The organism is Phocaeicola dorei, from assembly GCF_013009555.1.
GTDB lineage: Bacteria > Bacteroidota > Bacteroidia > Bacteroidales > Bacteroidaceae > Phocaeicola > Phocaeicola dorei.
In genome coordinates this window covers 4,374,560-4,400,231 of the sequence record NZ_CP046176.1, presented here as the reverse complement: position 1 = coordinate 4,400,231, position 25,672 = coordinate 4,374,560, and the positions used below count along the sequence as shown (strand labels likewise).

Below are 25,672 nucleotides of genomic sequence, written 5' to 3'. Positions count from 1 at the left end.
TTGATAATTTAATGAAGGTCAAAGATAAGAAATAAAAAAATACTGGGGAAATAAAAAAGAGAAGCAATTCTGCTTCTCTTTGATTGAAGTTGCGGAGGCCTGACTCGAACAGACGACCTTTGGGTTATGAGCCCAACGAGCTACCAACTGCTCCACTCCGCGATGTTGTGTTTTGATTACGGGTGCAAAGGTACGGCTTTTTTTCTAATCTCCAAACTATTTCTGTATCTTTTTCTCAAATAAAATAATCTTTTTAGCTAATATGTTGATATATAGAGCGTATACGATATGTTAATTAACGTTTGCTTCAAGATTATACTTTATTTGTTTGTGTGGTACAAAGAAAAAATGTAATTTTGCTCACATATATATGTAATGTGCAATTGAACTTATATGGCAGTATCAAAGACTAGGGCTAAATTGGTAGACGTCGCCCGTCAGCTTTTTGCGAAGAATGGGGTGGATGATACGACAATGAATGATATAGCGGTGGCTTCCAAGAAGGGAAGACGCACGCTCTATACGTATTTCAAGAGCAAAGAAGACATTTATATGGCAGTGGTGGAGTCGGAGTTAGAGATGCTGTCGGGGGCTATGGAGAAAGTGGCTGAACAGGATATCGCTCCTGATACGAAAATACTGCGGCTGATAGAAACACATCTGGACTCTATCAAGATGGTGGTGTTCAGGAACGGGACTTTGCGTGCCGGCTTTTTCCGTGATATATGGAGAGTGGAGGCGGTGCGGAAGAATTTTGACCGGACGGAAACAAAGCTGTTCAGGCAGGTGTTGACGGAAGGAAAGGAAAAGGGAATCTTTGATATAGACAATGTGAATATCGTGGCGGATATTGTGCACTATTGCGTGAAGGGCATTGAAGCGCCTTATATACGTGGCCAGATAGGTGAGGAACTGGACGATGAGACAGGATGGGCATACGTGGCAAAAATTGTGTATGGCGCATTGGGGCGTAAAGAACAGAATAAGGAATAAAATTAACTTTATAATTATAAAATCAAAAATTATGGGATTATTAACAGGAAAGACTGCGATTGTGACAGGTGCCGCTCGTGGTATTGGTAAAGCGATTGCATTGAAGTTTGCTGCCGAAGGAGCAAATATTGCTTTTACAGACTTGGTAATTGATGAAAACGGTCAGAATACAGAAAAAGAAATTGCTGCGTTGGGTGTAAAGGTGAAAGGTTATGCTTCTAATGCTGCGAATTTTGAGGATACAGAGAAAGTGGTTAATCAGATTAAGGATGATTTCGGTTCTGTTGATATTTTGGTGAACAATGCAGGTATCACGAAAGATGGATTGATGATGCGTATGAGTGAGGCGCAGTGGGATGCGGTAATCGCTGTGAACTTGAAGTCTGCCTTTAACTTTATCCACGCATGTACTCCGATCATGATGCGTCAGAAGAGTGGAAGCATTATCAACATGGCTTCCGTAGTGGGTGTTCACGGAAATGCCGGTCAATGTAACTATTCTGCTTCAAAAGCCGGTATGATCGGTTTGGCTAAATCCATCGCTCAGGAATTGGGCTCTCGCGGTATCCGTGCCAATGCCATCGCTCCGGGATTCATCATCACGGATATGACAGCCAAATTGTCTGACGAAGTAAAAGCTGAGTGGGCCAAGAAGATTCCTTTGCGTCGTGGAGGTACTCCTGAAGATGTGGCGGATGTAGCTACTTTCCTGGCTTCTGATATGTCTTCGTATGTATCAGGACAGGTTATCCAGGTTGACGGCGGTATGAACATGTAATATGACAGTTGTTTACGAGGATAATCATATTGTTGTAGTCAATAAGACTTCTTCCGAGATCGTTCAGGGAGACAAGACCGGTGATACTCCCTTGTCGGAGATGGTGAAACAATACCTGAAAGAGAAATATAATAAGCCGGGAAATGTTTTCATTGGAGTGACCCACCGCTTGGACCGTCCCGTCAGCGGGTTGGTGGTGTTCGCCAAAACGAGCAAGGCATTGCCCAGACTGAATGAGATGTTCCGTAATGGTGAGGTGAAAAAGACCTATTGGGCCATAGTGAAAGAATGCCCCAAGGAAACGGAGGGCGAGCTGGTTCACTATTTGGTGCGTAACGAGAAACAGAATAAGTCTTATGCATACGATAAGGAAGTAAAGAATTCCAAGAAAGCTGTACTTCATTATAAACTTATCGGCCATTCTCAGAATTACTATTTATTGGAGGTGGATCTGAAAACCGGAAGGCATCATCAGATTCGTTGCCAGTTGGCCAAGATGGGATGTCCCATTAAAGGTGATTTGAAATATGGCTCTCCACGTTCCAACCCGGATGGCAGTATCTGTCTGCATGCCCGGACGGTACAATTCGTTCACCCTGTGTCGAAGGAAATGATCCGGTTGACTGCGCCGGTACCCGAAGGTAACTTGTGGAACGGTTTTGAGATAGACTAAAGATAGAAAACAAAAAGGGAATGCTTCACAGCATTCCCTTTTCTTACTTTTAGGCATCTTTCATTTACTTCAAAACTTCTCCGCTTTCGCTGAAAAGTACAGTGCTTTCAGTTCCCTCTTTATCAGTTAAAACAACCTTGTAAGTTTTAGTTCCATCTTCGTTTGCTTCTACGGCAGCTTCTTTGATAGTAGATTCTGCATAGTTCTTTGTGATAGCTTCCTGCACGGCAGCCGGAAGGTCTTTCACTTCAATAGGGGTAAAATCATTTATCATAGTTATGGTCACAGAGTCCACCATAAAGTTGTCGGCGAATGCTACTGATGTTCCTAATCCCATTACCAATGCTACTGCAACAAATAACTTTTTCATAATTGTAGGTTTTTACTGTTAATACTATGTTGTTTTGTTTTCTCTGATAACAGAATGACAATATCTGTGCCAGAAAATAGATTGAATCTTTAAAATATTGATAATTAATGGATTACTCTTAGTGGAGGATGAAAGGAACATGGGGATAAGTGTGGAACATGGGGAATGCTTTGTGGAATTATTCCACATATCCGGCGGGAAGATGAGTTTATATGCTGTAAGGCTGTGCCCGATAGGAACAGTAGGGACAACAGCCTTACGGTACAGTAGCTTCTTGTTGGTAAAGTTATTGAATATCGTACAGTTTCAATTTGTTATATAAAGTCTTCCGGTCTATGCCTAATAAGATGGCGGCTTTACTTTTATTGTTTCCTGTCTGCTTCAATGCCTCAAGGATACGTTTCTTTTCCGCCGCTTCATCGTGCAGGCTGAACGTCTGCGGACTGGCGGACATTACAGGTTCCTGCAACTCATAACCTAATTCGGCAAGGGTGATAAAGTTGCTCTGTGCCAACAGGGTGGCACGTTTTACTATATTCTTCAGTTGCCGGAGATTTCCGGGCCATGAATACGTTTGTAAAGCTTGGCTGGCAGCGGCGTCAAACCCTATCAGCTGGCGGTCCAGTTCCCTGTTTGCCTGGTCCAAAAAGAAATTGGCGAATAGCAGGATATCTTCTTGCCGTTCTTTTAATGCCGGCATACGAAGGGTAAATTCATTGATACGGTGGTAAAGATCTTCGCGGAAGTTTCCTTTTTCAATGGCTTGTTGCAGGTTCTCGTTGGTAGCGCTGACCAGCCGCACATCTACCTCTATTTCTTTATTGGAGCCGACCGGACGGATGCGTCTTTCCTGCAAAGCACGGAGCAACTGTATTTGTACTTCATAACTTAAGTTGCCTATTTCATCCAGAAACAAAGTACCTCCGTTGGCTTCTACGAATGCTCCTGTTTTGTCGTTTAACGCCCCTGTGAAGGAGCCTTTTACATGACCGAAGAATTCGGAAGCCGCCAGTTCTTTGGGGATAGAACCGCAGTCTATGGCAATGAACGGTTTGTCGGCCCGTTTGCTTAGCTGATGAATACGGTGCGCCACATACTCTTTACCTGTTCCGCTGGCACCGTTTATCAGTACGGACATGGGGGTGGGAGCTACCAGACCTACATAATTGTAGAGTTGGCGCGCCGCCTCGCTTTCCCCCTCCAGGAAATTAGAGGGAGGAACGGTTGCACTATGGGGAACGGCTTTGCTCTTGGATGCTTTGGGCGTGACTGTGTTCTTTTCTATTCCTGCCGGTGTAGGTAAAGCTTTGTTTTGCAATGCCTCATTAATTTTCTTCAGCAACTCATCCGGTTGTACCGGTTTTGAAATGTAATCACTGGCTCCATGTTTTATGGCCTGTACAGCGCTTTGGATGTCAGCATAGCCTGTCATGATGATGAGTGGGATGTTGTATTTCTGTTCTTTCATCCATGAAAGCAAGAAGATACCATCTTGATCGGGCAGGCGCAGATCAGACAAGACAAGATCGTATGGTTGTGCGTCCAGTTGTTTGCGTGCGCGCGCATTACTGCTTGCTGTATCAACCGAAAATCCTTTTTTACCCAGCCAGGTTTTCAACATGGTGGCAAAAGTCAAGTCATCTTCTACTATCAGAATGGAATGTGGCATCTTTATGTGTTTTTTATTCGTACAAAAATAAACTTTTTTCACGGTGTGCCGAAACACGGACTCTATTTCTAATACCTTTTAACTTAACAGGGTTTAATTCTTCATTCTTCATCCGGAATTTCAATCTGTTTTTGTGCTTCGTCAATTACTTTTTCTATTTCTTTTACTATAAAGTTTGTTTTCTCTACCGCTTCTTCACTGATTTCAGCCGTCCCTCGTCTTTGTTCCATCCATGTCAGTGCAGGAATGCAACGGGTGGCTCCCAGCATGGTGAACAGCGGCAACAGTTTATGAGCTATTGCCGTGATGCCTTCCATATTCCTTTTCGCCAACGCTTCTTCCATATACTCTCGGTTCTTTTTTGTTTCGCTGATGAAGGTGCGGAGTATTTCTGCGGCTGCTTCCGGATCATCTTCCGAGAAGGCGGTCAGGGCAGAGAAATCCAACGTTTCTTGTTGGGGATGGTTTTCTTTGGCCGGTGCTGTGTGAGGAGCCGGATTTCCTGCGGCGGATACGTCCTTTCCTGTGGCCTGGAAGATGGCTGTAAACAATTCGTTTATGGTGAAAGGTTTGTGCAGGCAACCGGCAAAGCCATGTGAACGGAAATAATTTTCGTCCATATCGCTACGGGCGGTCAGCGCGATCACCGGCAGGGTTCGCACCCATGATGTGTCCAGCGTGCGGATGGCTTTCAATAAATCGAATCCGTTCATGGCAGGCATCTGTATGTCGGTGAGCAGGGCGTCGAAGCGCTTGTCTTTCAATTTGTTGAGAAGCTCTTCGGGATGATGGCAGCAGGTCACAGTCACTCCGGGGCGTTCCAGCATGGCGGTGGTAAGCTGTAACTGTATGCGGTCATCGTCAATTAAAATCAGGTGGATCGGCTCACTGTCTTTGCGGGGAGTGTCTATTTGCCGGATTCCGGTTGAGTCAGGGGAAGCAGGAGTATGTTCCGCTTCCGGTCCGGAGGGGTTTTCATCCGGATGGGAAGGCCCCTCAGGCAAAGGCAGATATACATGGAATCGGCTGCCTTTCCCTTGTTCGCTTTCTATCTTGATATCTCCTTCGAGCAGAAGCACCAGTTTACGGGTGATGGCCAGTCCCAAGCCGAATCCTTCTTGTCCTTGTGCGTTGTGGAGCCGGGTGAATTCCTGAAAGATACGTTGTTGCTCTTCTTGGCTGATACCACATCCTGTGTCACTGATACTGAAATGCAGTTGGCCGTTTTCCAACGCTGCTTGCAGAGTGATGCTTCCTTCTTTGGTGAATTTCAGTGCATTGGATAGCAGATTCTCTGCTATCTGGCGGATACGGAACGGGTCTCCTATGTATACGCGGTTTAATGATTCGTTGCAATGATAGTTCAGTTCCAGCTGTTTGGAGTCCGCCATCGGTTTGAAGCTGATATAAATGGTGTCGAACAGTTGGTGGGGGTTGAATGATACCCGGTTGATGTCCATTTTATGTGCGTCCAGCCGGTGGTAATCCAGCAGGGATTTGACTAGGCTGAGCAGGTGATTGGCTGAACTTTGCATATTGTTCAGATAGAAACGCTGGCGTTCTTCGGTAGTGATCCGTTCCAGCAGGTCGGTATAGCCCAAGATGGAACCCACGGGGGCCTTGATATCGTGTGTGATGGTCAGCATCAGTTTTTCACGCGCCACCAGCAAGTCTTCGGCACGGCGTTTGGCTTTTTCCAGTTCTCGGCGGTAGTGGTTGCTGCGAGTGATGTCCCTCCATATCAGGACCAGGAAGAAAATAGCCAGAACCACGGCGACAATGGCGATTCCTGCCACAGTGCGGATAGAGCTTTGGCGGATGTATTCCTCTTGTATATGTTTGTTTTGTGCCAGAGCCTGCTCTTCTTCCTCTATGGTACTTAATAGCTGATTGACTTTCTGACTCAGTTTCAAGCCACTGAGGCGCAGGGACTGGGTGCGGCGATTCACCATTTCCATCCGTTCCTGATGGGTGTCGGTCACCCGGCTCTGTATGTCTTTCAGCATGGTGACCACCGTGTCTGCCGGGCTGTATGCTTCGGTCAGCGTATCGGTATATTCTTCCTGAATCACATTGCTGACTTGTGTGGAATCCGCTTTCCCGGGTGCGAACACTTCTCCTAGTCGTTTGAAGAAGCTTTTGGGCTTTTTGCGGATAACGTATGAATTGGTGTGTGTGATTACTTTTTTGCGCACGTGGGGAAGGCTGAGTAAAGAGTCTTGCTCGGCAATCAGTTCGTCAATATGCTGTTTGTAAATTTTATCTGTTCCGCCGTCCTGAATTGCTTTTAGCAGGTTGCGCATATTCCGTTCTTTATCCATGAAAAGCATTCCCACCGTATCCAGCCGTGCCAGTTGTATGCTGTCGGTCAGCAGTGTGCGCAGGGAGTCCAGCGCTGTGTTGGCCTGTTTCATGGCACGTTTGTATCGGTAGTACTGTCCTAGTTGTCCTGTACTGAGTGATTGTCCGATAACTTCCGCCTGATAAAGCTGGCCGATAATCTGATTGGTGACATGGCGCCGTTGGCTCAGGATGGCTTCATCATCGCTGGTTCCGGTCAGTGACTTCATCTCCTGATAAATATATCCGATGGATATAAAGAGCAGTGCAGTCAGCAGGATATAGCCGAATGCAACTTTCAGCTTGGTGGAACGGTTGGGCAGGCTCATGGTGGTTTTATTTTAATTTCGTATCACGGTTAAAGCGTAGGTAATAGAGTATTCCGGCTGTAGTCAGTCCGAAAGGAAATGCCATCCATATTCCTATAATTCCCCAGTCCATGATGAAACCGAAGAAATAGCCGGCCGGCAGGGAGATAAGGAAATAAGCGATGAATGCGATATACATCATGGGTTTCACATCTGCGATTCCACGAAGGGCATTGGCGAAATTTATCTGTAATCCGTCACCAAACTGGTAGATGATGAACGGAATGATAAGTTGTGCTACCATCACGCTGACCGCCGGACTGTCACTGAACCATCCTCCCAGTTCGTTACGCAGCAGGAAGATGGGCAGGGCTCCTATTAGTGCGATGAACAGCATGATATGGAATCCGGCGTATGCCGAGCGCCGGACGTTTATCCGGTCATTCTGTCCGCGGAAGTTGCTAACCCGCACAGCAACGGCTGCTCCCATGCCATAATACATCATAAAGCAGATTTGGGAAATGGCGAGCATCACTTGGTGGGCTGCCAGAGCGGTAGTCCCGATCCATCCCACCATAATGGCGCTGAGGCTGAACGAAGCGGTTTCCATCCCCATCTGCATGGCAATGGGCCATCCCAGTTTGTTCAGGTACAGGAAGTCTGCCCGGTTGAGCGCATTGTGTAGAAATCCTTCTTTATAAATATGATAACGCCGGGTACAGAAAAAAATGACGGCGAACACGACCACCATCATGATACGGGAGGCCAATGTGGAAATTCCCGCTCCCAGCAATCCCATTTCGGGCATTCCCAGTTTACCGTAAATCAGGATGTAGTTGCCGATGATGTTCATCACATTTCCTGCCAATAAGATCCACATGGAAACGCGGGTGTCGGTTATGCCATCGGCAAATTGCTTGAAACCGTTGAAAAGCAGTACAAACAACAAGGATATCAGTAAAACGATGAAGTAGGGACGCATTAAAGGCAGCAGTTCTTCGGGTTGCCCCAGCCGGTGGATATTCAGATAGAGTATCCACATGATGAGTGTGAGCAATACTGCCAGCAGTGTATTGGCAAACAGGCTGTTCTTCAGCATCCGTCCCACTACATGGGTTTCTCCCCGTCCGAACAGGCTCCCCACGATAGGGGTCAGCCCGTATGAGAATCCGGTAGCGAAAATAATGGCCAAAGTAAACATATTGTTGACAAAACTGGCGGCGGCTAATTCATTCGTGCTGTGATGGCCTATCATTAATGTATCGGCAAAACCCAGAATGATGACACCTATCTGGCCGATAACGATAGGGATACCTAAAGTGAAAAGTGCTTTGTAATGTTGCATGGTTAATAAATTGCTAATGTGCCAATATGCCAATATGCTAATTTGCCAACTAGCTGCGCTGTGTTCCGCATGGCGCATTGGCAAATTAGCATATTATCAGGTCGGCAAATTACTTTTATAGTAGAGTGTGGAACAATTTTCCCGCACAAATGTTTTTTGTGCCGCTTCTTTTATCTGTCCGGCAGTGACCGAGCGATACTTGTTTACTTCATTGTTAATATCCTCCGCTTTGCCGGTCAGTTCAAAATAAGCCAGATTGGTAGCCACATTCAGGTAATTCAGGTTATTGAATATCTGTTCGCTTTCATAGCGGTTCTTTACTTTTTCCAGCTCGTCCTCGTCCACACTTTCTTCCGTCAATGCCTTCAGTTCCTGCCATACGGCTGTTTCGGCAGCTTCCAGCGTGACGCCTGGGGCGGGTTTGCCGGTGATATGGAACAATCCCTCGTCAATGCTGCCCGAGATATAGGCGTCGATGCTGTTGAATACCTGTTTCTTTTGCACCAGATGCTGCACCAGGCGGCAGGAACGTCCGCTACTTAGCAAGTCGCTCAGCATATCAAAAGCATAATAGTCGGGATGGCGTCGTTCACAGATATGGAATGCCATAAAGAGCGCGTCTACAGGCACGTTCCGCTCCACTGTCAGCCGGCGTTCCTCCGTTTGCCGGGGTTCTGCCGGCAGTGAGCGGGGGGGTACGTTGCGGCGCGGGATAGGGCCGAACCACTTTTCGGCCAGTGCCACTGTCTCTTCAAAAGTAATATGTCCCGTTACAGCCAGAATGGCATTGTCCGGTGCATAATATTTAAAGAAAAAAGCTTTTACCTCTTCAAGGGTGGCATTGGCTATGTGGCTGATTTCTTTGCCGATGGTAGGCCACTGGTACGGATGCACCTTATAAGCCAGGGCACGTAGCAGATGCGAGGCGTCTCCGTATGGCTGGTTCAGGTTTCGCTGTTTGAACTCTTCGATTACTACTTGCCGTTGCACTTCCAGACTGCGCGGGTTAAAGTCGAGAGACAACATACGGTCACTCTCCAGCCAGAATCCGGTTTCCACATTCTGACGGGGGAGGGTGATGTAATAATTGGTTATGTCATTATTTGTCCATGCGTTATTCTCGCCTCCGGCATTTTGTACCGGAGTGTCATAGTCGGGCACATGGACAGAGCCTCCGAACATCAGGTGTTCAAACAGATGGGCGAATCCGGTATGGTCAGGATCTTCATCGCGTGCGCCCACATCGTACAGCAGGTTCAGTGCCACCATCTGGGTTGTATTGTCCTCATTGTGTATCACACGCAGCCCGTTAGACAAGGTGTATCGGTTAATGTTAATCATCTGAGTCGCAAATTACTGAATACTGGCCTTGAGAATCCGGATATTCTCTACAGGGCGGTCTGCGCGGTTCGTTTTTGCTATTTCAATATTCTCCACTACTTTCATGCCTTCGGTTACTTCACCGAATACGGTATAAGAACCGTCCAGGTGGGGAGCGCCGCCTACGGTGCTGTATGCTTTGATCTGTTCGGGGGTGAAGCGGAATTTCTCTTCTTTGTCCGCCAGTTCACGGGCTTGGGCTTCCAGTGTGTCCTGCAATTCCAGTAATCCGGCATTGTCGCCCGCCTTGCGCATCTTGTATATTTCCTTCATGTGCTGGCGTGCTAGACTGTCGAACAGGGCCTCTTCGTGCTGTTCGTTTATTTTGTTCTCCATGCCCAGCAGTTGCGGTTCGGTGAACTTGCGTCCGGTAACAATATAGAACTGGCAACCCGATGAAGCCTTTTCGGGGTTCACATCATCACCCTGGCGTGCTGCCGCCAATACTCCTTTCTTGTGGAAGAATTTCGGATTGAATTCGGCGGGAATGGTGTAACCCACATCACCGCTGCCCAGCATGGCGGTATCCGATGCGTTTTTGCTGTCCGGATCGCCGGCCTGGATCATGAATTGTTTGATAACCCGGTGGAACAACGTACTGTCATATACTCCCTCTTTTACCAGTTTGATAAAGTTATCACGATGTTTCGGTGTTTCATTATACAGGGCCACTGTGATATTCCCCATGGTGGTTTCCAGTTTCACTAGGGTACGCTTTTCATTTTCCATATGATGATTCGTTTGTTTTTTCGAGCCGGCGCTGCATGCAGTCAATGCGATGAAGGCCAGGCATATTAGTAAAATTTTGTTTGAAATCATGAGCTGTTTTTTTATTTATCGGACAAATATAACAAAACTCGCTCACATACGGATGGATTTCGCAGGAATAATGCAAACTGTTGGAAATAAAGGGAGATATGCAGGTTTACTCTATATTCATCCATTGAGGGGTTTTGACCTGTTCAGCAGGAGTTAAGAGAATAATGGCTACTTATCCATTGCCGATTTGAGGTTGCAAAGGAACGGGAAAAGACCTTTTCCTCTCCTTGTTTATTATTTTCATTCAAAAATCAATAGGAATGGTATTACTTACGAATGATGCGGTTAATGAATAGCCAGCTCCCGAATATCTGAAGCAGCATGCCTGGAATACCAATCCGGAAATCCTGTGCGGCAAGCCAGAAATCTCCTTTCGTTGCCTATTCTCCCAGCATCCCGACAAGCTGATAGGCCAAGACGACCCCAAGGAGCAGTCCGGGCGAAGCTTTCCTGAAATGCGAAGCCGCATACCCGGCAACCACAGCCAACAGAACGGATTTGAGAAAGATGGCGGGGCAGTACAGCCATAGCAAGCATCCCGAACAGTCTATTTCAGTTCGACAAGTTCGTACTTCTGACTTCCCATACCGAGCTGTTCGGCATAGTCGAGTGTATGCATCCCGTGGCGCGAGTCGATACGTTCGATCAGGTGAATTTTACCGTGGTCTTCGGAGGAGCGTACCAGATCGGTGCAGGCCCGGTCAAGCGCTACCGGGTCAAGCGAGGCAAGGATACCGATGTCGCCCATCCTCGGATCTTCAGGCGAGGAGTCACAGTCGCAGTCCACCGAAAGATTGTTGGCCACACTGATGTAGAGAATCTTATCGCCGCAATGGTCCGTGACGGCTTTGGCGGCCTCGGCCATCGACTCCAAAAAGTTATCCTGTTCGGGAAGGTTACCCCAGACTTTGCTTACGTCCTTGGTCGTGCCTGCCGAATGAATCCACGCCTTGCCGCCCGACGAGGCGATGCCGATGGAGATATTCTTGATTGCGCCGCCGAAACCACCCATCGCATGACCTTTGAAATGCGACAGCACAACCGTAAAATCGTAATTCAAGTAGTTCTTGCCCACGAAATCCTCTTTCAGGTGCTTGCCGCCTTTTACCGGCAGGGACACTTCGCCGTCGGCATCCATGATGTCCACTTTCGCAATCGCCGTAAAACCGTGGTCGGCAGCAGCCTTGAGGTGTGCCTCCGTATTGGCACGTCCGCCACCATAGGCCGTATTGCACTCCACGATTGTGCCGTTCATTTTCCGTACAAGTGGTGCAATGAGTGTCGGCTGGAGAAAATTATGTCCGCCCGGTTCGCCGGTGGAGAGTTTTACCGCAACCTTTCCTTCGGCTTTACGACCGAGAGCCTCGTAGATCTTCACAAGATTTTCCGGGGTAATTTCCTTGATAAGATAGACCTTTGGGAGTTCAGATGCGCTATCCGATGTCTTGTCCTGTGCCTGTACATATCCTGTTCCTATGGTCAAAAATACCATTGCAGCCATTATCATGCTCATTATCTTTTTCATATATACTGTAATTTATCAATTAAAAGTTCAGATTTATACCTGCCATCACCGTAGCTCTCGGCATCGGGTATCCGGCATTGATTTCGTAACGCTGTGCCAGCAGGTTTTCTCCGCGTGCCCAGATGTCGAGCCATGGGGTGGCACGGAATTGTCCGCGCAGATTCCATAAGACAAAATCCTCGGTTGTAGCCGGATCTGTCGAGGTGTAAAGTCCGGCGATGTACTGTATGCCCGTCGATACCGACCAGCGTCCTTGCGTGAAGTTTGCTCCGGCATAGAGCTTATGTTCGGGAGCGGCAATCACGGGATTCTCCATGTGCAGGTAGCTGTAATTGGCATCCACCGACCAACTCTTATTGAAACGGTAAGCGACCTGTGCTTCGACGCCTGCATTGTCTATCTCTCCCGAATTCTGGTTCAGCATACCGCTTCCGCTCGGATTGGGCAGGGTCATAATCAGGTTCTTGCCATCGATATAGAAGAGATTGATGCCATACGACAGGCTTCCACCCAACAGTCTTTGCGAGAAGGCTATCTCGTAGTTCCACATAGATTCCGGCGTCAAGTCGGGATTCTGCGGCGGGAACATGTACATCTCACGGAGAATCGGGTAACGGAAACCTTTGGAGGCAGAAGCCTTCAGTTCGATGGTATGAGGCAGGTGGAATGCCAATCCAGCCTGCGGCACCCATTCTGTTCCGACACGGGAATGATGATCAACGCGCAATCCTGCGTTGAACGTGAGCCACTTCCCGACATCCTGCCGGAAGTCCACATAGCCTGCCACCTCGTTTTCATGCTTATCCACCAAATCGCTACGTGTTCCCGCGTCTTCTCCGCTCACATATTCGCTCCATGCCTCGCCACCGTAACGGAACCAGTCGAAGCCTACGGTGATGCGGTTATCCTTGAAGAACCGGGCGCTCTGATACCATGAGATACCCATCATGTCGTCATACGAGTTGAAGCGGTCATCCTGCGGACCTTCCCCTGCGGAAGGCGTATAGCCGTCGTTAATCCAATGGTCGCCCCAGTTGTAGAAGAAACTCAACGCACCGGAAGTCTTCCCGTATTCATTTTCGACGGCAAAAGAGGTCATGCCCCGTGTAATGTGCTGGTCACCGTCCAGCAGCGGAGCCGATACCGGGCCGGGATAAGAGGCGTTGAAGTGGGTCACGTTCACGTCGGCACGCAGATTCCAGTGGTCCGTCACCTCGTAACCGATCCGGCCGTAACCGCCGTACTGCTCGAATCCCATGTCGGCACGATGCCCGTCCGTGCGGTTGTACGAGCCGCTGATGACGCTCGAAAAATGCCCTTTGCGGATGCGGTTCGTCAGTTCGGTTTCCAACGTGTTGTAGGAACCGTACCCTGTGTGCAGGTGGGTGCGAATCCCATCCTCGTGCATTTTGCGGGTCACAATATTTACTACGCCACCCATGGCATTCGAACCGTAGAGTACGGATGCCGGGCCACGCAGTACCTCCACCCGGTCGGCCAGGAGCGTCTGGTAGGCATCGGCAATCGGATGTCCGAAGATGCCGGCATATTGTGGATGCCCATCAATAAGCACCATCAGGCGGGCATTGCCGCCACTTAACCCGCGTAACGAAATACCGCCTGCCGCCCCGTTGGAGACCCCGTAGCCCATCACGCCGCGCGAAGTAGTGAACAGACCCGGAACCTGTTCCGTGAGCACAGGGAGCAGGGAAGGCTGCATCGACTGCTCGATTCTTTTCCTGTTCACTACTGAAACAGTCTGCGACAAGTGGCGTATATCCGTCTGATGACGGGTTCCGGTAACGACCACTTCGTCGATAGTCAATGTTCTTTGGGCTGACAAGCTGTCTGCCGTATCAGGTGTTTGGCCCGAAACGGTCAGGCTTCCGGCCAATATGAATGTTGCAAATAGTAAATGTTGTTTCTTCATTTATCTGAATTCATTCTTTTAGATTGTAATGTTATAAACTCTTCAATTCGGACGAGACAATCCTGTGGAGTAAGGCAATACCGGCAACAAGTTTCCAGCGGGCACCATCCCGTCTTTGTACGGTTGATAATGTGCGGGACTTCCGTACCGTAACTGACGCGTACCCCGCTATCGGCAAACAAGTCGAGGGCCGGACGGCTGACCACGTCCGCATGGAGCTCTCCGACCTCTCCCAAAATCATCAGCGCCGCAGCCGCCTTGCCTACGACTTTGTCCGCAACGGAAGCTCCTTTCAGGAAATCGGAATCTTCCTGCAGCAGGGCATACAGGTCGGCCACACCGCGTCTGTCGAAAGTTCTGACTTCTCCGTTGGAAACGACTAAAGAATGTTTCCCTTCATGCAGTAATCGGATGATATCTTCCAGCATAATGTTTCAGAAACTATATTCGTCGAATGAGTTTGGCGGGATTGCCCGCGACAAGGGTATTCGGCTCCACATCGTGCGTGACGACACTGCCGGTTCCACAGTCTGTTTTGGTGCTTTCGACGGATTACTGAAAGTAAGTAGGCTCATAAGTATCAATACTATCTGTTTCATGTCATTTTAATTTGGCATATTCTTCATCACCGACAGGTTCCAGCCATTCGGTACTGTTGTTCTCACCGGGCACTTCGATGGCTAAATGCGAGAACCAGCTGTCGGGAGCAGCCCCGTGCCAATGTTTCACGCCTGCCGGAATATTGATTGCATCCCCGGAATGTAGTTCCACCGGCTCTTTGCCCCACTCCTGATAGTAGCCGCGACCGCCCACGCATACGAGTGTCTGACCGCCGCCTTTCGTTGCCTTGTGCACATGCCAGTTGTTGCGGCAGCCCGGCTCGAAAGTCACATTTACCACGGGGACTCCGTCCGTTACCACGGGAGCCGTGTAACTTTGACCGATGAAATACTTGGCATAGGCATCGTTGGGTTTCCCCACGGGGAAAATGATAGTTTGCGCGTAGGCTTCGAGCGAACCTGCCGCCACGCTGTCTGCATTACCGCCGGTCCAAACCTCTTTTGCCATACGGAAAGCCGCCCACGCTTTCGGCCAGCCCGCGTAGAATGCGGCATGGGTGAGTATTTCGGCTATCTCGGTTCGGGTCACTCCGTTCTTCTTCGCCGATTCGAGATGGTACTTGAACGAGGAATCGGTCAGTCCCTGCGACATCAGGGCCACTACGGTTACGATGGAACGGTCGCGGAGCGAAAGCAGATTGTTCCGGCTCCATACTTCCCCGAAAAGAATATCATCGTTCAAACGTGCAAATTCGGGGGCAAATTCTCCGAGCGCGTCGCGTCCGGCAGTCTGTTGGATTTTTACTTGTGATTTTGCCATGATCGGAAAAATTAAAGTCAATAATAAAGCTAATGATGCTACTTTTGTTTTCATACGATATGATTTTTAGTTCGACATTTCCAAGACAACCGACAGAGCTTTCCTGTTTCCGATACAAAAGTACAGGTATTATTCCACAGTAGCTTTGCTGTAAGGCTCAAATATGCGAAACAGATAAAATATTTTTTGTACTCTTGACCTTGCATGGCAGCAGTCGCCTTACTGTTATTATAGAAATAATATGCTCTTTTTCTTTATCTGTCATATACAGACAGATAAAGAGTTATTTGAAAGCATGAGGAATATGGTGGTTCTAAACAGTTTGCCTTTTTCTTATCCGTTGCCCGTTCTCATGTGAGTTTCATATAGGTTACTGATAGTCATATAAAATACTTCAGACGCAGACGCGGCAGACGCAGGTCCTTTTTTCTCACACACGTGCGTGTACCTATTATAGAGAAGAAAAATAAACGAGGCAGAGTGAGGAGAAGAGAAGCGCCGGAAAGAGAAAAGACGAAGGAAAAAAGATAAAAAGACCGGCGGCAAAACTGGAAGGGGATGATAAGACTTGGAAAAAAGGAAATTAAAAAAGTTTCTGAATAACATGGCTTGCATAAGTCTTGAAATTCGCATTAAATGGTAGTATGGCATACATCGTTTCAGGGGGAGGAGCCTTTGATGAGAGATGCCGGATTTATATCGCATTATAATGTACACGCACGTGTGTGAGAAAAAAGGACCTGCGTCTGCCGCGTCTGCGTTGGAAGTAGCTTCCGTCTTCTTGGGCATCTGCCGTTTTGTGTCTGTATTGTTCATGTTATGGGAACAGACGGGAGAGCTGAAAGATTTAAATCTTGCGGCGGTAAGATTATAGATCTTATACCTGAAAGATTATAAATCTTTCCCGGTAGCAACAGGTATGCCGTAAGTTCTTTTTTTAATAAATTATGGGAAACAAAAGATAAAAGCTGCGTTCTTTCAACCATTATGCCGATAAAATTGTTTAAATTTGCAGGAATATTTGTACAGACACTCAATGAAGAAAAAACAGCTTCGTTGGACATTGTGGACGATAGCATCTCCGTTCATTCTGTTCATCATTTTATGTATATTGATTTATTTGCCACCCATTCAGAACTTTCTGGTGGACAAAGCTGCTGTATATGCCTCGGAAGCTACCGGTATGAATATCTCCGTGGGACGTATCTCTTTGTCTTTTCCGTTGAATTTGGTGGTGACCGATGTAGATGCCGCTTCCCCGCATAAGGATACGTTGCTCAGTGTGCGCCGCCTGCAAGTGAATGTGCAGTTGCTGCCACTGCTGAAAAAGCAGGTGGAAGTGGATGGCATATCCCTGCAAGGAGCCACAGTGAATTCTAATGACTTGATACATGGCATGAGGTTGAACGGTACTTTGGGGGAATTGTTCATCTCCAGTCATGGAGTGGCGCTGGACCCCGAAACTGCCATCGTTAACAAAGTCTTGTTGAAAGATACGGATTTATCTCTCTGCCTGAATGACACCGCTGCGGCCGATACGGCTGCAAGCGACACCACCTATTGGAAAATAATATTGCAGGATATTGATTTGCAGAATGTATCCTTTGCGTTGGATATGCCTTTGGACAGTTTGTCATTGGCGGCTTCGCTGGATAATGCCACACTGCGCGACGGGCTGATAGACTTGCATAAATCGGCCTATTCGCTGCAAACTTTCCGGATAAAGAACGGGCGCGTGCGCTATGACAGCGGGAGGCCGAGTGCCACCGCATCTGCCGACAGCTTGTCCGCCGGACTGGATCCGTCCCATATTGCCTTGACGGATATCGGTGTGAAGCTGGACTCCCTGTACTACGAAGGCAGGAATATGAAAGCCATCATCAGTCAGTTTGTGCTGAAAGAGCGTTCGGGGGTGGAGATCGTTTCTACCGAAGGGCGGCTGGTATCCAATGACAAGGTGCTGCGTGTGCCTTCATTGAAACTGGAAACCCGGGATTCTTATCTGGAACTGAATGCTGCGATGGATTGGGATGCCTTGGATTTCAAGAAGGAAGGCTTGGTGTCCGCACGCCTGATGGCCGATATCGGAAAACCGGATGTGGTGAGATTCATGGGAAGCATGGATGAAAAGTTTATCCGGAAATATCCTTCCGAACCCCTGCGCATCCGTACAGGGATTGACGGGGATTTGAACAAACTGAAACTGACCACTCTTACCGCAGAACTTCCCGGTGCATTGGAACTGTTCGCCAAAGGTGAGCTGACTAGCCTGACGGACAGCTTGCTGCGTGGAGGAGATATCACGCTGCAAGCTGAAACCAAAGATTTGAAGTTTATCTCCACGTTGGCCGAAGGAATAGAAATTCCATACGGAACGCGCTTGGAGGGTAAATTTACGATGGCGGGCCCTAAAATGGGCACGGACCTGTTGCTGATGCAGCCTGAAGCGCACGCGGTGGCTGTGGCCGACACTATTCCTATAACAGTTTATAATGACAGCATCTCCGTGGCGGATGATTTCAAGATGGAACGGGCGGCCCGTCTGTTTGCCAAATACGACTTGTCGCGTGACAGGTATGAGGCAGACTTGGCTGTCAATCATTTTGACTTGCACCAGTTTATGCCAGCCGATTCTTTGTACACCCTGTCCACCCGTCTGAAAGTGGAGGGGGAAGGTTTTGACTTTTTCTCCCCCCGTACTTATTTCAATGCAAAGGGCGGTATAGACCGTTTTCATTATGGCAGTTATCATTTGACAGGAATCTCACTGGCTGCCGGACTGGAGAAATCGAAGGTACATGCTTCACTGGCAGTGAAAAACTGGACCATGGATATCAAGGCGCATCTGGATGGTATCTTAAAACCTCATGATGTTTCGGGCAACTTGAAAATGGATGTGGCTCATTTGGATTGGCAGGCGCTTCATCTGATGGATACCCGTTTTCAGACCTCCCAGCACTTGGGTGTCCGTTTCAGCAGTGATCTCAGAAAAAGGTATGCCGTAGAAGCCGAGATGACAAATGCCACGATTGTCACTGCCAAACGTACTTCCCATTCCAAGGACCTGTTTGTCGGATTCAGCACTTCCAGAGATTCTACTTCTGCTTATTTACGTGCAGGTGACCTTGATCTGAGCCTGGAAGGAGCAGGGCACATTGAATCTATTTCCGGCAGGGCGGAGATGCTGATGAAGAAATTGACGGAACAATGGAATAGTAAACATATTGAGCAGGAAGAACTTCGGGAATTCCTTCCGGGGCTTTGCCTGAGGATATCTTCAGGTCCCGATAATCCGATAGCCAATTACCTTTCTATGATGGGGTTGTCATACGGCCGTTTGTTTATGGATATGGATTCATCTCCGACAGAGGGATTGAACGGAGAGGCTTATTTATATGGATTGCGTACGGACAGTCTGGTGTTGGATACGATCTATCTGGACGTGCAACAAGACATGAATGGAATAAACCTGCTGAGTGGAGTGGTAAATGGGCCTAAACCGGGGCAGGAAGCGTTTGACGTGACTTTGGAAGGAAATATAGGAAATAATAATGCCCAGCTGTTGGTGCAGTATCTTAATGCCCGTAAGGAACAGGGGGTATATATGGGCGTGACGGCCGACTTGCGCCGTCACGGCATACGCATGAAGGTCTTTCCGGAACACCCCACGCTGGTATACCGTCCTTTTACCGTAAACAGGGATAATTATATTTATCTGGCGGATAACGGGCGGATTCATGCTAATCTGAATTTGCATGACGACCAAGGCTCCGGACTCAGTTTTTATACGAATCGTGAGGATACTATTGCTAAACAGGATATGACTTTTGAACTTTCACGCATTAATTTGAAAGAATTCCGGCGTATTCTCCCTTACATGCCTGATATAGAAGGGTGGATAGGGGCGGAAGCACACTATATAGACTCCGGTCCGTATATGATGGTGAGCAGTGATTTGCGCGTGGACGAATTCAAGTACGAAGGTAGTGCGCTGGGAAATTGGGAATTCAGCGGGGTGTATCTGCCGGGTGAGGAGAAAGATCATCATCTGGACGCTTACATACGCCGTGATGGCAAGGAAATAGCTCATTTGGGAGGTATCTATCTACCTGCTGCGGAAGGGACAGGAAGTCTGAGTGCGGATATGGCTTTTGAGCATTTCCCGCTGAATGTTGTCAATCCGTTTGTTCCCGACCGTATGGTGGAACTGAACGGGGATATTGACGGAACTTTATCCATGAAAGGTGACCCGGCCAAACCCCTGCTGAATGGGGAACTGGCATTGGATTCCGTGACCTTCTTCATGCCGGAAATGTCTGCCATGTTCCGTTTTGACAATGAACCGGTGCAGGTGGTGAACAGTAAGATGATGTTCAAGGATTTTGATATATTCACCAAAGGGAAAACCCCTTTTACGATTAATGGAGAGGTGGACTTCTCGGATTTGGAACGGACGGCGGTGAACCTTAAAATGCATGCCGAGAATTATGAGTTGCTGAATGCTCCCCGTACCAAGCGGGCTATGGTTTACGGCAAGATGTATGTGGACTTTAACGCAACGCTGCGCGGTCCTGTGGAGGAACTGGTGATGCGGGGGAACATGAACATATTGGGGAAAACCAATGTGACCTATGTTCTGAAAGACTCTCCCTTGACGGTGAACGACCGTTTGGGGGATATGGTGACTTTTGTCAATTTTAACGACACAACCTCGGTGGAAGAGTCCTCTGTCCAGCAAATCTCTTTGGGAGGGATGGATGTGGCCATGACCATGCATATAGACCAGGCGGTGCAGGCACGTGTGGATCTGGTGCCGGACGGCTCCAACTATATGTTGCTGGAAGGGGGCGGAGACTTGTCATTCCAGTACACTCCTCAGGGGGATATGTTGCTGACCGGGCGTTATTCTTTGATGAGCGGGGAGATGAAATACCAGATTCCGATTATTCCGCTGAAGACTTTTAATATTCAAAATGGCAGTTATGTGGAGTGGACGGGAAATATCATGAATCCGCAACTGAACATTACCGCGACTGAAAGGGTCCGTGCTTCGGTGGGCGAGGATGGAAAGACTTCGCGTATCGTCGGGTTTGATGTAGGGATCGCTTTGAGCCAGAGTCTGGAGAATCTGGGGCTGGCGTTTACCCTTTCGGCTCCCGAGGATGCGTCTGTGCAAGACCAGCTGAATGCCATGTCGGTGGAGGAACGGGGAAAACTGGCTGTCACCATGCTGGTGACTGGAATGTATATGGCTGAAGGAAACTCTACGGGAGGATTTAATGTGAATAATGCCTTGAACTCATTCTTGCAGAGCGAAATCTCGAATATTGCCGGAAAAGCACTTGATATCAATGTGGGCATGGAAACGGTGGATGATGCCGATAGCGGCGGGAAACGCACGGATTATAACTTCCAGTTCGCCAAACGTTTCTGGAATAACCGCTTCCGTATAGTGGTAGGCGGTAAAGTGTCTACCGGAAGTACGGTACAGCAGGATGAAACCTTTATTGATAATGTATCCATAGAATACCGCCTGGACAACAGCGGTACCCGGTATGTCAAGCTCTTCCACGACAAGAATTATGAGAGTGTGCTGGAAGGTGAGATCATAGAGACCGGTGTGGGTATTGTGCTTCGCAAGAAGATGAGCCACCTGGGCGAACTGTTTATTTTCAAGTCTAAGAAGAAAAAATGATCGTTGGAGATATGGAGAGAAAACATAACATAAACCTGCTTCTATTATCGGTATTGTTGCTGGTGACAGCTGCCTGCTCTACTACCAGGAACTTGCCGGAAGACGAAACGCTATATGTCGGTGTGAAAAATATGGAGATTCTGAATGAGGACAAGACCCCTGCCGGTGTCCAGACCTTGGAAGAGGTGGAGGCTGCTTTGTCTTATCCTCCCAATAATGCCATTCTGGGAAGCAACTCCTTGCGTTTTCCCATTCCTTTCGGTTTGTGGATATACAATGATTTTGTGAAATACCAGGATAAAAAGGGGGTGGGGCATTGGATCTTCAACAAGCTGGGGGCTGCTCCGGTGTATTTGTCTACAGTGAACCCGGAAACCCGTGTGAAGGTGGCGACCAATCTGTTGCACGATTATGGCTTTTTCAATGGTGCTGTGACTTATTCTGTAGACTCGTTGAAGAATCCTCGGAAAGCCAAGTTAAGTTATAAGATTGATATGGCGAACCCTTATTATCTGGACTCTGTCATGTATCTGAAATATCCTCCTCGCGCCGATAGTCTGATCAGGGCTGCTTATGACCAGAGGGTATTGCATAAAGGAGATAATTTCAGTGTATTGAAACTGGAGGAGGAACGCCAGCGGCTGAGTACCCTTTTCCGTAACAATGGTTATTATTATTTCCGTCCTGAATTCATTACTTTCCGTGCGGATACCTTGCGCAAACCGGGAATGGTCAGTTTGCAGGTTGTCCCGAAAGCCGGAGTGCCTGCCGATGCGAAAAAACCTTATTATATAGGGAATACCTCTGTTTATCTCACCGGATATAAAGGGGAGGAACCCACTGATTCCATCGTCTTTCCGGGAATGACTTTACACTATAGCGGTAAGAAACCCGGTATCCGCCCCGGAGTATTGGCTAAGCGCTTCTTTTACCAGAAAGGGCAGCTTTATTCTCAGGCCCGCCAGAATTTTACGCAGGAAGCCTTGGCGCGTCTGGGCATTTTCAAATTTGCCGAGTTCCGCTATGCCCCGCAAGATACATTGCCGGGGTGTGATACGCTGAATGTGCGGATGAATGCTACATTCGATTTGCCGTATGACGGAGAACTGGAATTCAATGTGACTACCAAAAGTACGGATCAGACTGGTCCCGGAGCGATTTTCAGCCTCTCGCGGAAGAATTTCATGCGTACAGCCGCCACGCTTTCTTTCCAGTTGAAAGGGTCATACGAATGGCAGACCAATTCTACGGCGGATGGGAACAGTTCTAAATTGAATTCATACGAGCTGGGAACTTCTTTCTCATTGGAGTATCCTCGCCTGGTGTTGCCGTGGATGAGTAAAAAAATGATGCGCTCACGATTTCCGCAGCATACCTCGTTCAAGTTGTATGCCAGTCAGTTGAACCGTGCCCGTTTCTTTAAAATGCTTTCTTTCGGTGGAACGGTGTCATACGATTTCCAGCCTTCGCGGGTATGGAAACATACGGTGACTCCTTTCAGGCTGGCATTTAATACGTTGCAGCATACTACTACACGTTTTGATACGATAGTGGACAAGAACCGGAGTTTGAAAATCAGTTTGGGAAATCAGTTTATCCCGGCTATGAGTTATACGTTTACGTATGATAACGCCCCGTTGAAGAAACGCAATAATTTATGGTGGGAGACGTCCTTTACTTCGGCTGGTAATCTGACTTCGTTGGTGTATGCTGCTTTTGGGAAAGGATTCAAGGAAACAGATAAGAAGTTATTGAACAGTCCTTATGCGCAATTCCTGAAAATGACATCCGAAGTGCGTTGTTTGTTTAAAGTCGGAGAGAAACAGCATATAGCCACTCGTTTGATGGGGGGGATTTTGTATGCATACGGGAACCAGACTGTAGCGCCCTACAGCGAGCAGTTCTATATTGGGGGAGCCAACAGTATCCGTGCGTTTACAGTGCGCTCTATCGGCCCCGGTTCTTATCGTCCCGAAGATAAACAGTATGGTTATCTGGATGAGACCGGAGATGTGAAGCTGGAAGCGAATGTGGAATACCGTTTCCCTATCCTGGGTGATTTGTATGGGGCAGCTTTTCTGGACGCGGGAAATGTGTGGCTGCTGCGTGAGCAAAAGAATGAGGAAGGTGAGAATATACGCCCCGGCGGTTTGCTTACTCTTCGTAATTTTGCTAAAAGTGTAGCTTTGGGTACTGGGGTGGGGTTGCGTTATGACCTTACTTTCCTGGTGATCCGCCTGGATCTGGGTATTGCTCTTCATGATCCGTATGACACCGGCAAGAAAGGATATTATAATATTCCTAAGTTTAAGGATGGACTGGGATTGCACTTTGCTATCGGCTATCCTTTCTAGAAATAGGGCTTGATTTGCGTCAAAAGGAGGGAAATGATTGATTTATGCTCGAATTTGAATGGAATGTAGCTTTTTTCCTCCGTATTATTTTGTAGCTTTGTACCATCAAATATTCAATTTTAAATAAATAAACTATGAAACCAACTTTATTTTTATTGGCGGCTGGTATGGGCAGCCGTTACGGAGGATTGAAGCAATTGGATGGTCTGGGTCCTAACGGCGAAACTATTATGGATTATTCTATTTATGACGCTATCAACGCCGGTTTTGGAAAACTGGTCTTTGTTATCCGTAAAGATTTTGAACAAGATTTTCGTGAAAAGATTATTTCTAAATATGAAGGTCATATTCCTTGCGAACTGGTATTCCAGGCTTTAGACAATCTGCCGGAGGGTTTTACTTGTCCTGCGGAGCGTACAAAACCTTGGGGAACTAACCATGCTGTCATGATGGGAGCTGATGTGATACAGGAACCGTTTGCAGTGATCAATTGCGATGACTTCTATGGCCGTGACTCCTTTCAGGTGATGGGTAAGTTTTTGTCTGCATTGCCCGAAGGCTCTAAAAATACATATTCTATGGTAGGTTTCCGTGTAGGTAATACTCTAAGCGAAAGCGGTACTGTATCTCGTGGTATTTGTGGAACTAATGCGGATAATTTGTTGACTTCCGTTGTAGAACGTACCAAGATTCAGCGCATAGACGGAGAAGTGAAGTATATTGACGACAATGGCGAATGGACAGCTACCCCTGACACAACTCCGGTGAGCATGAACTTCTGGGGCTTTACTCCTGATTACTTTGCTTACAGCAAGGAATTCTTTAAAGCATTCTTGAGTGATCCTAAAAATATGGAAAACTTGAAGAGTGAATTCTTTATTCCGCTGATGGTGGACAAGCTGATTAATGACGGTACTGCTACCGTTGAGGTATTGGATACTACCAGCAAATGGTTTGGAGTAACTTATCCTGAAGACCGTCAGAGTGTGGTTGATAAGATCCAGGCATTGGTGGATGCCGGTGAATATCCTGCGAAATTATTTTAAGATGAGAGGTAGTGTGGTCACACTTATATAATTTACTTTCGGGGGCTGTCCGTTTTTTTTCGGACAGCCCCCGTTGGATTACTATTTCTTATCTTCTGTTTTTATTATTGCATCTTGTATTCGCTGGGAGATAACCCGGTATGGTGCTTAAAGTATTTGCCAAAAAAGGAAGGGTTCGGGAAATTCATAAAATAGGCTACTTCTTGAATAGACATGACGGAATATTTCAATAGAGCTTTAGCTTCCAGTATTACATATTCGTCAATCCATTCTCCGGCGGTTTTTCCGCTTACTTTCTTTACTACGGTGGAGAAATGTTTGGGACTCAGGAATAATTGCTCCGCGTAAAAGTCTACGCGTCTTTCTTTGCGGTGATGTTCAGTCAGCAGATTAATGAATTGATTAAATAATACTTCTTCTCTTTTCAGTGATTTCGGATTTTCAGAAAGGAATTCCGGCTGTCTTCTATGAAGAATAGAACCTATCTTGTATAAATAGGCTCCCATCAGCCTACGTACGATTTCTGTTTTGAAGTTATCGTTCCGGCTTACTGTTTCTTCTATGAGTTGATAGAAGGATTTCAGTTCCTGCACTTCTTCTTCTGTCAAATGGAATTTGGGATTCTCTTTCAATGAGATGAAAAATGGCATGAAACTGTTCAGGTTGATATACATCTCTTTTAAGAAATCAGATGATATTAAAAACATTTGTGACAAATGAATGCCCGGTGATAACATGGACTGTAGAATATCGCCGGGAGCGCAAATAATCAGATCGTTTTTCTCAATGTCGTATTCCCGTAAATTGATATTGACTTTGGCAGAGCCTTTTTCACGGATAGAGATAATGATTCCATCCAGCCGTAATGGGTATTTAAAGATGGGGTTCATATTCTCGGGGATGTAATGTTCGCTTCTATCCATTACAAAATCATTGTTAATCCCTTTTAAACAGGGATTCATCTGTCGGATACGGGCTATGGATATATTTCCTATTTCATGTTCCATATTTCTTAATTTTGCCCCAAATGTATAAATCAAAAATCAATAATCCATTCTTTTTTTCTC

At 47.3% G+C, this 25,672-nt stretch carries 17 protein-coding genes, 1 tRNA gene and 2 pseudogenes; 6 read left to right on the top strand and 14 right to left on the bottom strand.

What is annotated here, in order from left to right; genetic code table 11:
- Nucleotides 1–89 precede the first annotated feature (89 nt).
- Nucleotides 90–162, bottom strand: a tRNA-Met gene (locus GKD17_RS18200).
- A 231-nt stretch (nt 163–393) separates the two neighbouring features.
- Between GKD17_RS18200 and GKD17_RS18195 the strand changes: the two genes are divergently transcribed.
- The 3 genes from GKD17_RS18195 to GKD17_RS18185 are packed head-to-tail and all read left to right on the top strand — an operon-like array spanning nt 394 to nt 2,444.
- The gene (locus GKD17_RS18195) at nt 394–993 is read left to right on the top strand and encodes a TetR/AcrR family transcriptional regulator (RefSeq protein ID WP_005840108.1); all 600 of its coding nucleotides are present in this window, start codon (nt 394–396) and stop codon (nt 991–993) included.
- Nucleotides 994–1,024: 31 nt separating this feature from the next.
- On the top strand, nt 1,025–1,771 hold the full coding sequence (gene fabG / locus GKD17_RS18190; RefSeq protein ID WP_005840106.1) for a 3-oxoacyl-[acyl-carrier-protein] reductase: 747 nt from the start codon (nt 1,025–1,027) through the stop codon (nt 1,769–1,771).
- A 1-nt stretch (nt 1,772) separates the two neighbouring features.
- Nucleotides 1,773–2,444 (top strand): RluA family pseudouridine synthase, encoded by a 672-nt coding sequence (locus GKD17_RS18185; protein ID WP_007830909.1) that lies wholly within the window; start codon nt 1,773–1,775, stop codon nt 2,442–2,444.
- Nucleotides 2,445–2,508: 64 nt separating this feature from the next.
- Here the strand turns inward: GKD17_RS18185 and GKD17_RS18180 are convergent, their stop codons facing one another.
- From GKD17_RS18180 to GKD17_RS18130, 12 genes and pseudogenes are all read right to left on the bottom strand, one after another.
- Nucleotides 2,509–2,814 carry a hypothetical protein gene (locus GKD17_RS18180; RefSeq protein ID WP_007830910.1) on the bottom strand — a complete coding sequence of 102 codons (306 nt, stop codon included), beginning with the start codon at nt 2,812–2,814 and terminating at the stop codon, nt 2,509–2,511.
- Nucleotides 2,815–3,100: 286 nt separating this feature from the next.
- The gene (locus tag GKD17_RS18175) at nt 3,101–4,483 is read right to left on the bottom strand and encodes a sigma-54-dependent transcriptional regulator (protein WP_007843612.1); all 1,383 of its coding nucleotides are present in this window, start codon (nt 4,481–4,483) and stop codon (nt 3,101–3,103) included.
- A 101-nt stretch (nt 4,484–4,584) separates the two neighbouring features.
- Entirely contained in the window at nt 4,585–7,152 is a 2,568-nt protein-coding gene (locus GKD17_RS18170) for a hybrid sensor histidine kinase/response regulator (RefSeq protein WP_007830912.1), read from the bottom strand.
- A gap of 7 nt (nt 7,153–7,159) precedes the next feature.
- A complete protein-coding gene (locus GKD17_RS18165; protein ID WP_032935388.1) occupies nt 7,160–8,476 on the bottom strand; it encodes an MATE family efflux transporter in 1,317 nt (438 codons plus the stop codon).
- 96 nt (nt 8,477–8,572) lie between these two features.
- Nucleotides 8,573–9,817, bottom strand: a complete 1,245-nt coding sequence (locus GKD17_RS18160) for a M16 family metallopeptidase (protein WP_007830915.1) — start codon at nt 9,815–9,817, stop codon at nt 8,573–8,575.
- 12 nt (nt 9,818–9,829) lie between these two features.
- Entirely contained in the window at nt 9,830–10,675 is an 846-nt protein-coding gene (locus tag GKD17_RS18155) for a peptidylprolyl isomerase (RefSeq protein WP_007830917.1), read from the bottom strand.
- Between the two features lie 266 nt (nt 10,676–10,941).
- A pseudogene (locus GKD17_RS23465) lies at nt 10,942–11,190 on the bottom strand (ECF transporter S component); the annotation flags it as partial.
- A 32-nt stretch (nt 11,191–11,222) separates the two neighbouring features.
- Nucleotides 11,223–12,200 (bottom strand): DUF362 domain-containing protein, encoded by a 978-nt coding sequence (locus tag GKD17_RS18150; protein WP_007830921.1) that lies wholly within the window; start codon nt 12,198–12,200, stop codon nt 11,223–11,225.
- A 19-nt stretch (nt 12,201–12,219) separates the two neighbouring features.
- Nucleotides 12,220–14,130 carry a TonB-dependent receptor gene (locus GKD17_RS18145; protein ID WP_007830923.1) on the bottom strand — a complete coding sequence of 637 codons (1,911 nt, stop codon included), beginning with the start codon at nt 14,128–14,130 and terminating at the stop codon, nt 12,220–12,222.
- Nucleotides 14,127–14,558: a DUF1893 domain-containing protein gene (locus GKD17_RS18140; protein WP_007830925.1), complete on the bottom strand. Its 432-nt coding sequence runs from the start codon at nt 14,556–14,558 to the stop codon at nt 14,127–14,129. The genes GKD17_RS18145 and GKD17_RS18140 overlap by 4 nt, the downstream gene beginning before the upstream one ends.
- 13 nt (nt 14,559–14,571) lie before the next feature.
- Nucleotides 14,572–14,655, bottom strand: a pseudogene (locus tag GKD17_RS23460) (acetyltransferase); the annotation flags it as partial.
- Between the two features lie 75 nt (nt 14,656–14,730).
- Nucleotides 14,731–15,564 carry a carboxymuconolactone decarboxylase family protein gene (locus GKD17_RS18130; RefSeq protein WP_117719730.1) on the bottom strand — a complete coding sequence of 278 codons (834 nt, stop codon included), beginning with the start codon at nt 15,562–15,564 and terminating at the stop codon, nt 14,731–14,733.
- Nucleotides 15,565–16,546: 982 nt separating this feature from the next.
- Between GKD17_RS18130 and GKD17_RS18125 the strand changes: the two genes are divergently transcribed.
- From GKD17_RS18125 to GKD17_RS18115, 3 genes are all read left to right on the top strand, one after another.
- Nucleotides 16,547–21,205 carry a translocation/assembly module TamB domain-containing protein gene (locus GKD17_RS18125; protein WP_007830936.1) on the top strand — a complete coding sequence of 1,553 codons (4,659 nt, stop codon included), beginning with the start codon at nt 16,547–16,549 and terminating at the stop codon, nt 21,203–21,205.
- A gap of 11 nt (nt 21,206–21,216) precedes the next feature.
- The gene (gene tamL, locus GKD17_RS18120; RefSeq protein ID WP_007843590.1) at nt 21,217–23,559 is read left to right on the top strand and encodes a translocation and assembly module lipoprotein TamL; all 2,343 of its coding nucleotides are present in this window, start codon (nt 21,217–21,219) and stop codon (nt 23,557–23,559) included.
- A gap of 134 nt (nt 23,560–23,693) precedes the next feature.
- On the top strand, nt 23,694–24,605 hold the full coding sequence (locus GKD17_RS18115; RefSeq protein ID WP_007830940.1) for a nucleotidyltransferase family protein: 912 nt from the start codon (nt 23,694–23,696) through the stop codon (nt 24,603–24,605).
- Nucleotides 24,606–24,709: 104 nt separating this feature from the next.
- Here the strand turns inward: GKD17_RS18115 and GKD17_RS18110 are convergent, their stop codons facing one another.
- A complete protein-coding gene (locus GKD17_RS18110) occupies nt 24,710–25,612 on the bottom strand; it encodes a helix-turn-helix domain-containing protein (RefSeq protein ID WP_007830944.1) in 903 nt (300 codons plus the stop codon).
- Between the last annotated feature and the right edge of the window lie 60 nt (nt 25,613–25,672).

What these genes read in the sequence shown, in the direction of transcription:
- GKD17_RS18195 (WP_005840108.1), top strand. Translation starts at nt 394, where the DNA reads ATGGCAGTATCAAAGACTAGGGCTAAATTGGTAGACGTCGCCCGTCAG.
- fabG (WP_005840106.1), top strand. Translation starts at nt 1,025, where the DNA reads ATGGGATTATTAACAGGAAAGACTGCGATTGTGACAGGTGCCGCTCGT.
- GKD17_RS18185 (WP_007830909.1), top strand. Translation starts at nt 1,773, where the DNA reads ATGACAGTTGTTTACGAGGATAATCATATTGTTGTAGTCAATAAGACT.
- GKD17_RS18180 (WP_007830910.1), bottom strand. Translation starts at nt 2,814, where the DNA reads ATGAAAAAGTTATTTGTTGCAGTAGCATTGGTAATGGGATTAGGAACA.
- GKD17_RS18175 (WP_007843612.1), bottom strand. Translation starts at nt 4,483, where the DNA reads ATGCCACATTCCATTCTGATAGTAGAAGATGACTTGACTTTTGCCACC.
- GKD17_RS18170 (WP_007830912.1), bottom strand. Translation starts at nt 7,152, where the DNA reads ATGAGCCTGCCCAACCGTTCCACCAAGCTGAAAGTTGCATTCGGCTAT.
- GKD17_RS18165 (WP_032935388.1), bottom strand. Translation starts at nt 8,476, where the DNA reads ATGCAACATTACAAAGCACTTTTCACTTTAGGTATCCCTATCGTTATC.
- GKD17_RS18160 (WP_007830915.1), bottom strand. Translation starts at nt 9,817, where the DNA reads ATGATTAACATTAACCGATACACCTTGTCTAACGGGCTGCGTGTGATA.
- GKD17_RS18155 (WP_007830917.1), bottom strand. Translation starts at nt 10,675, where the DNA reads ATGATTTCAAACAAAATTTTACTAATATGCCTGGCCTTCATCGCATTG.
- GKD17_RS18150 (WP_007830921.1), bottom strand. Translation starts at nt 12,200, where the DNA reads ATGAAAAAGATAATGAGCATGATAATGGCTGCAATGGTATTTTTGACC.
- GKD17_RS18145 (WP_007830923.1), bottom strand. Translation starts at nt 14,130, where the DNA reads ATGAAGAAACAACATTTACTATTTGCAACATTCATATTGGCCGGAAGC.
- GKD17_RS18140 (WP_007830925.1), bottom strand. Translation starts at nt 14,558, where the DNA reads ATGCTGGAAGATATCATCCGATTACTGCATGAAGGGAAACATTCTTTA.
- GKD17_RS18130 (WP_117719730.1), bottom strand. Translation starts at nt 15,564, where the DNA reads ATGAAAACAAAAGTAGCATCATTAGCTTTATTATTGACTTTAATTTTT.
- GKD17_RS18125 (WP_007830936.1), top strand. Translation starts at nt 16,547, where the DNA reads ATGAAGAAAAAACAGCTTCGTTGGACATTGTGGACGATAGCATCTCCG.
- tamL (WP_007843590.1), top strand. Translation starts at nt 21,217, where the DNA reads ATGGAGAGAAAACATAACATAAACCTGCTTCTATTATCGGTATTGTTG.
- GKD17_RS18115 (WP_007830940.1), top strand. Translation starts at nt 23,694, where the DNA reads ATGAAACCAACTTTATTTTTATTGGCGGCTGGTATGGGCAGCCGTTAC.
- GKD17_RS18110 (WP_007830944.1), bottom strand. Translation starts at nt 25,612, where the DNA reads ATGGAACATGAAATAGGAAATATATCCATAGCCCGTATCCGACAGATG.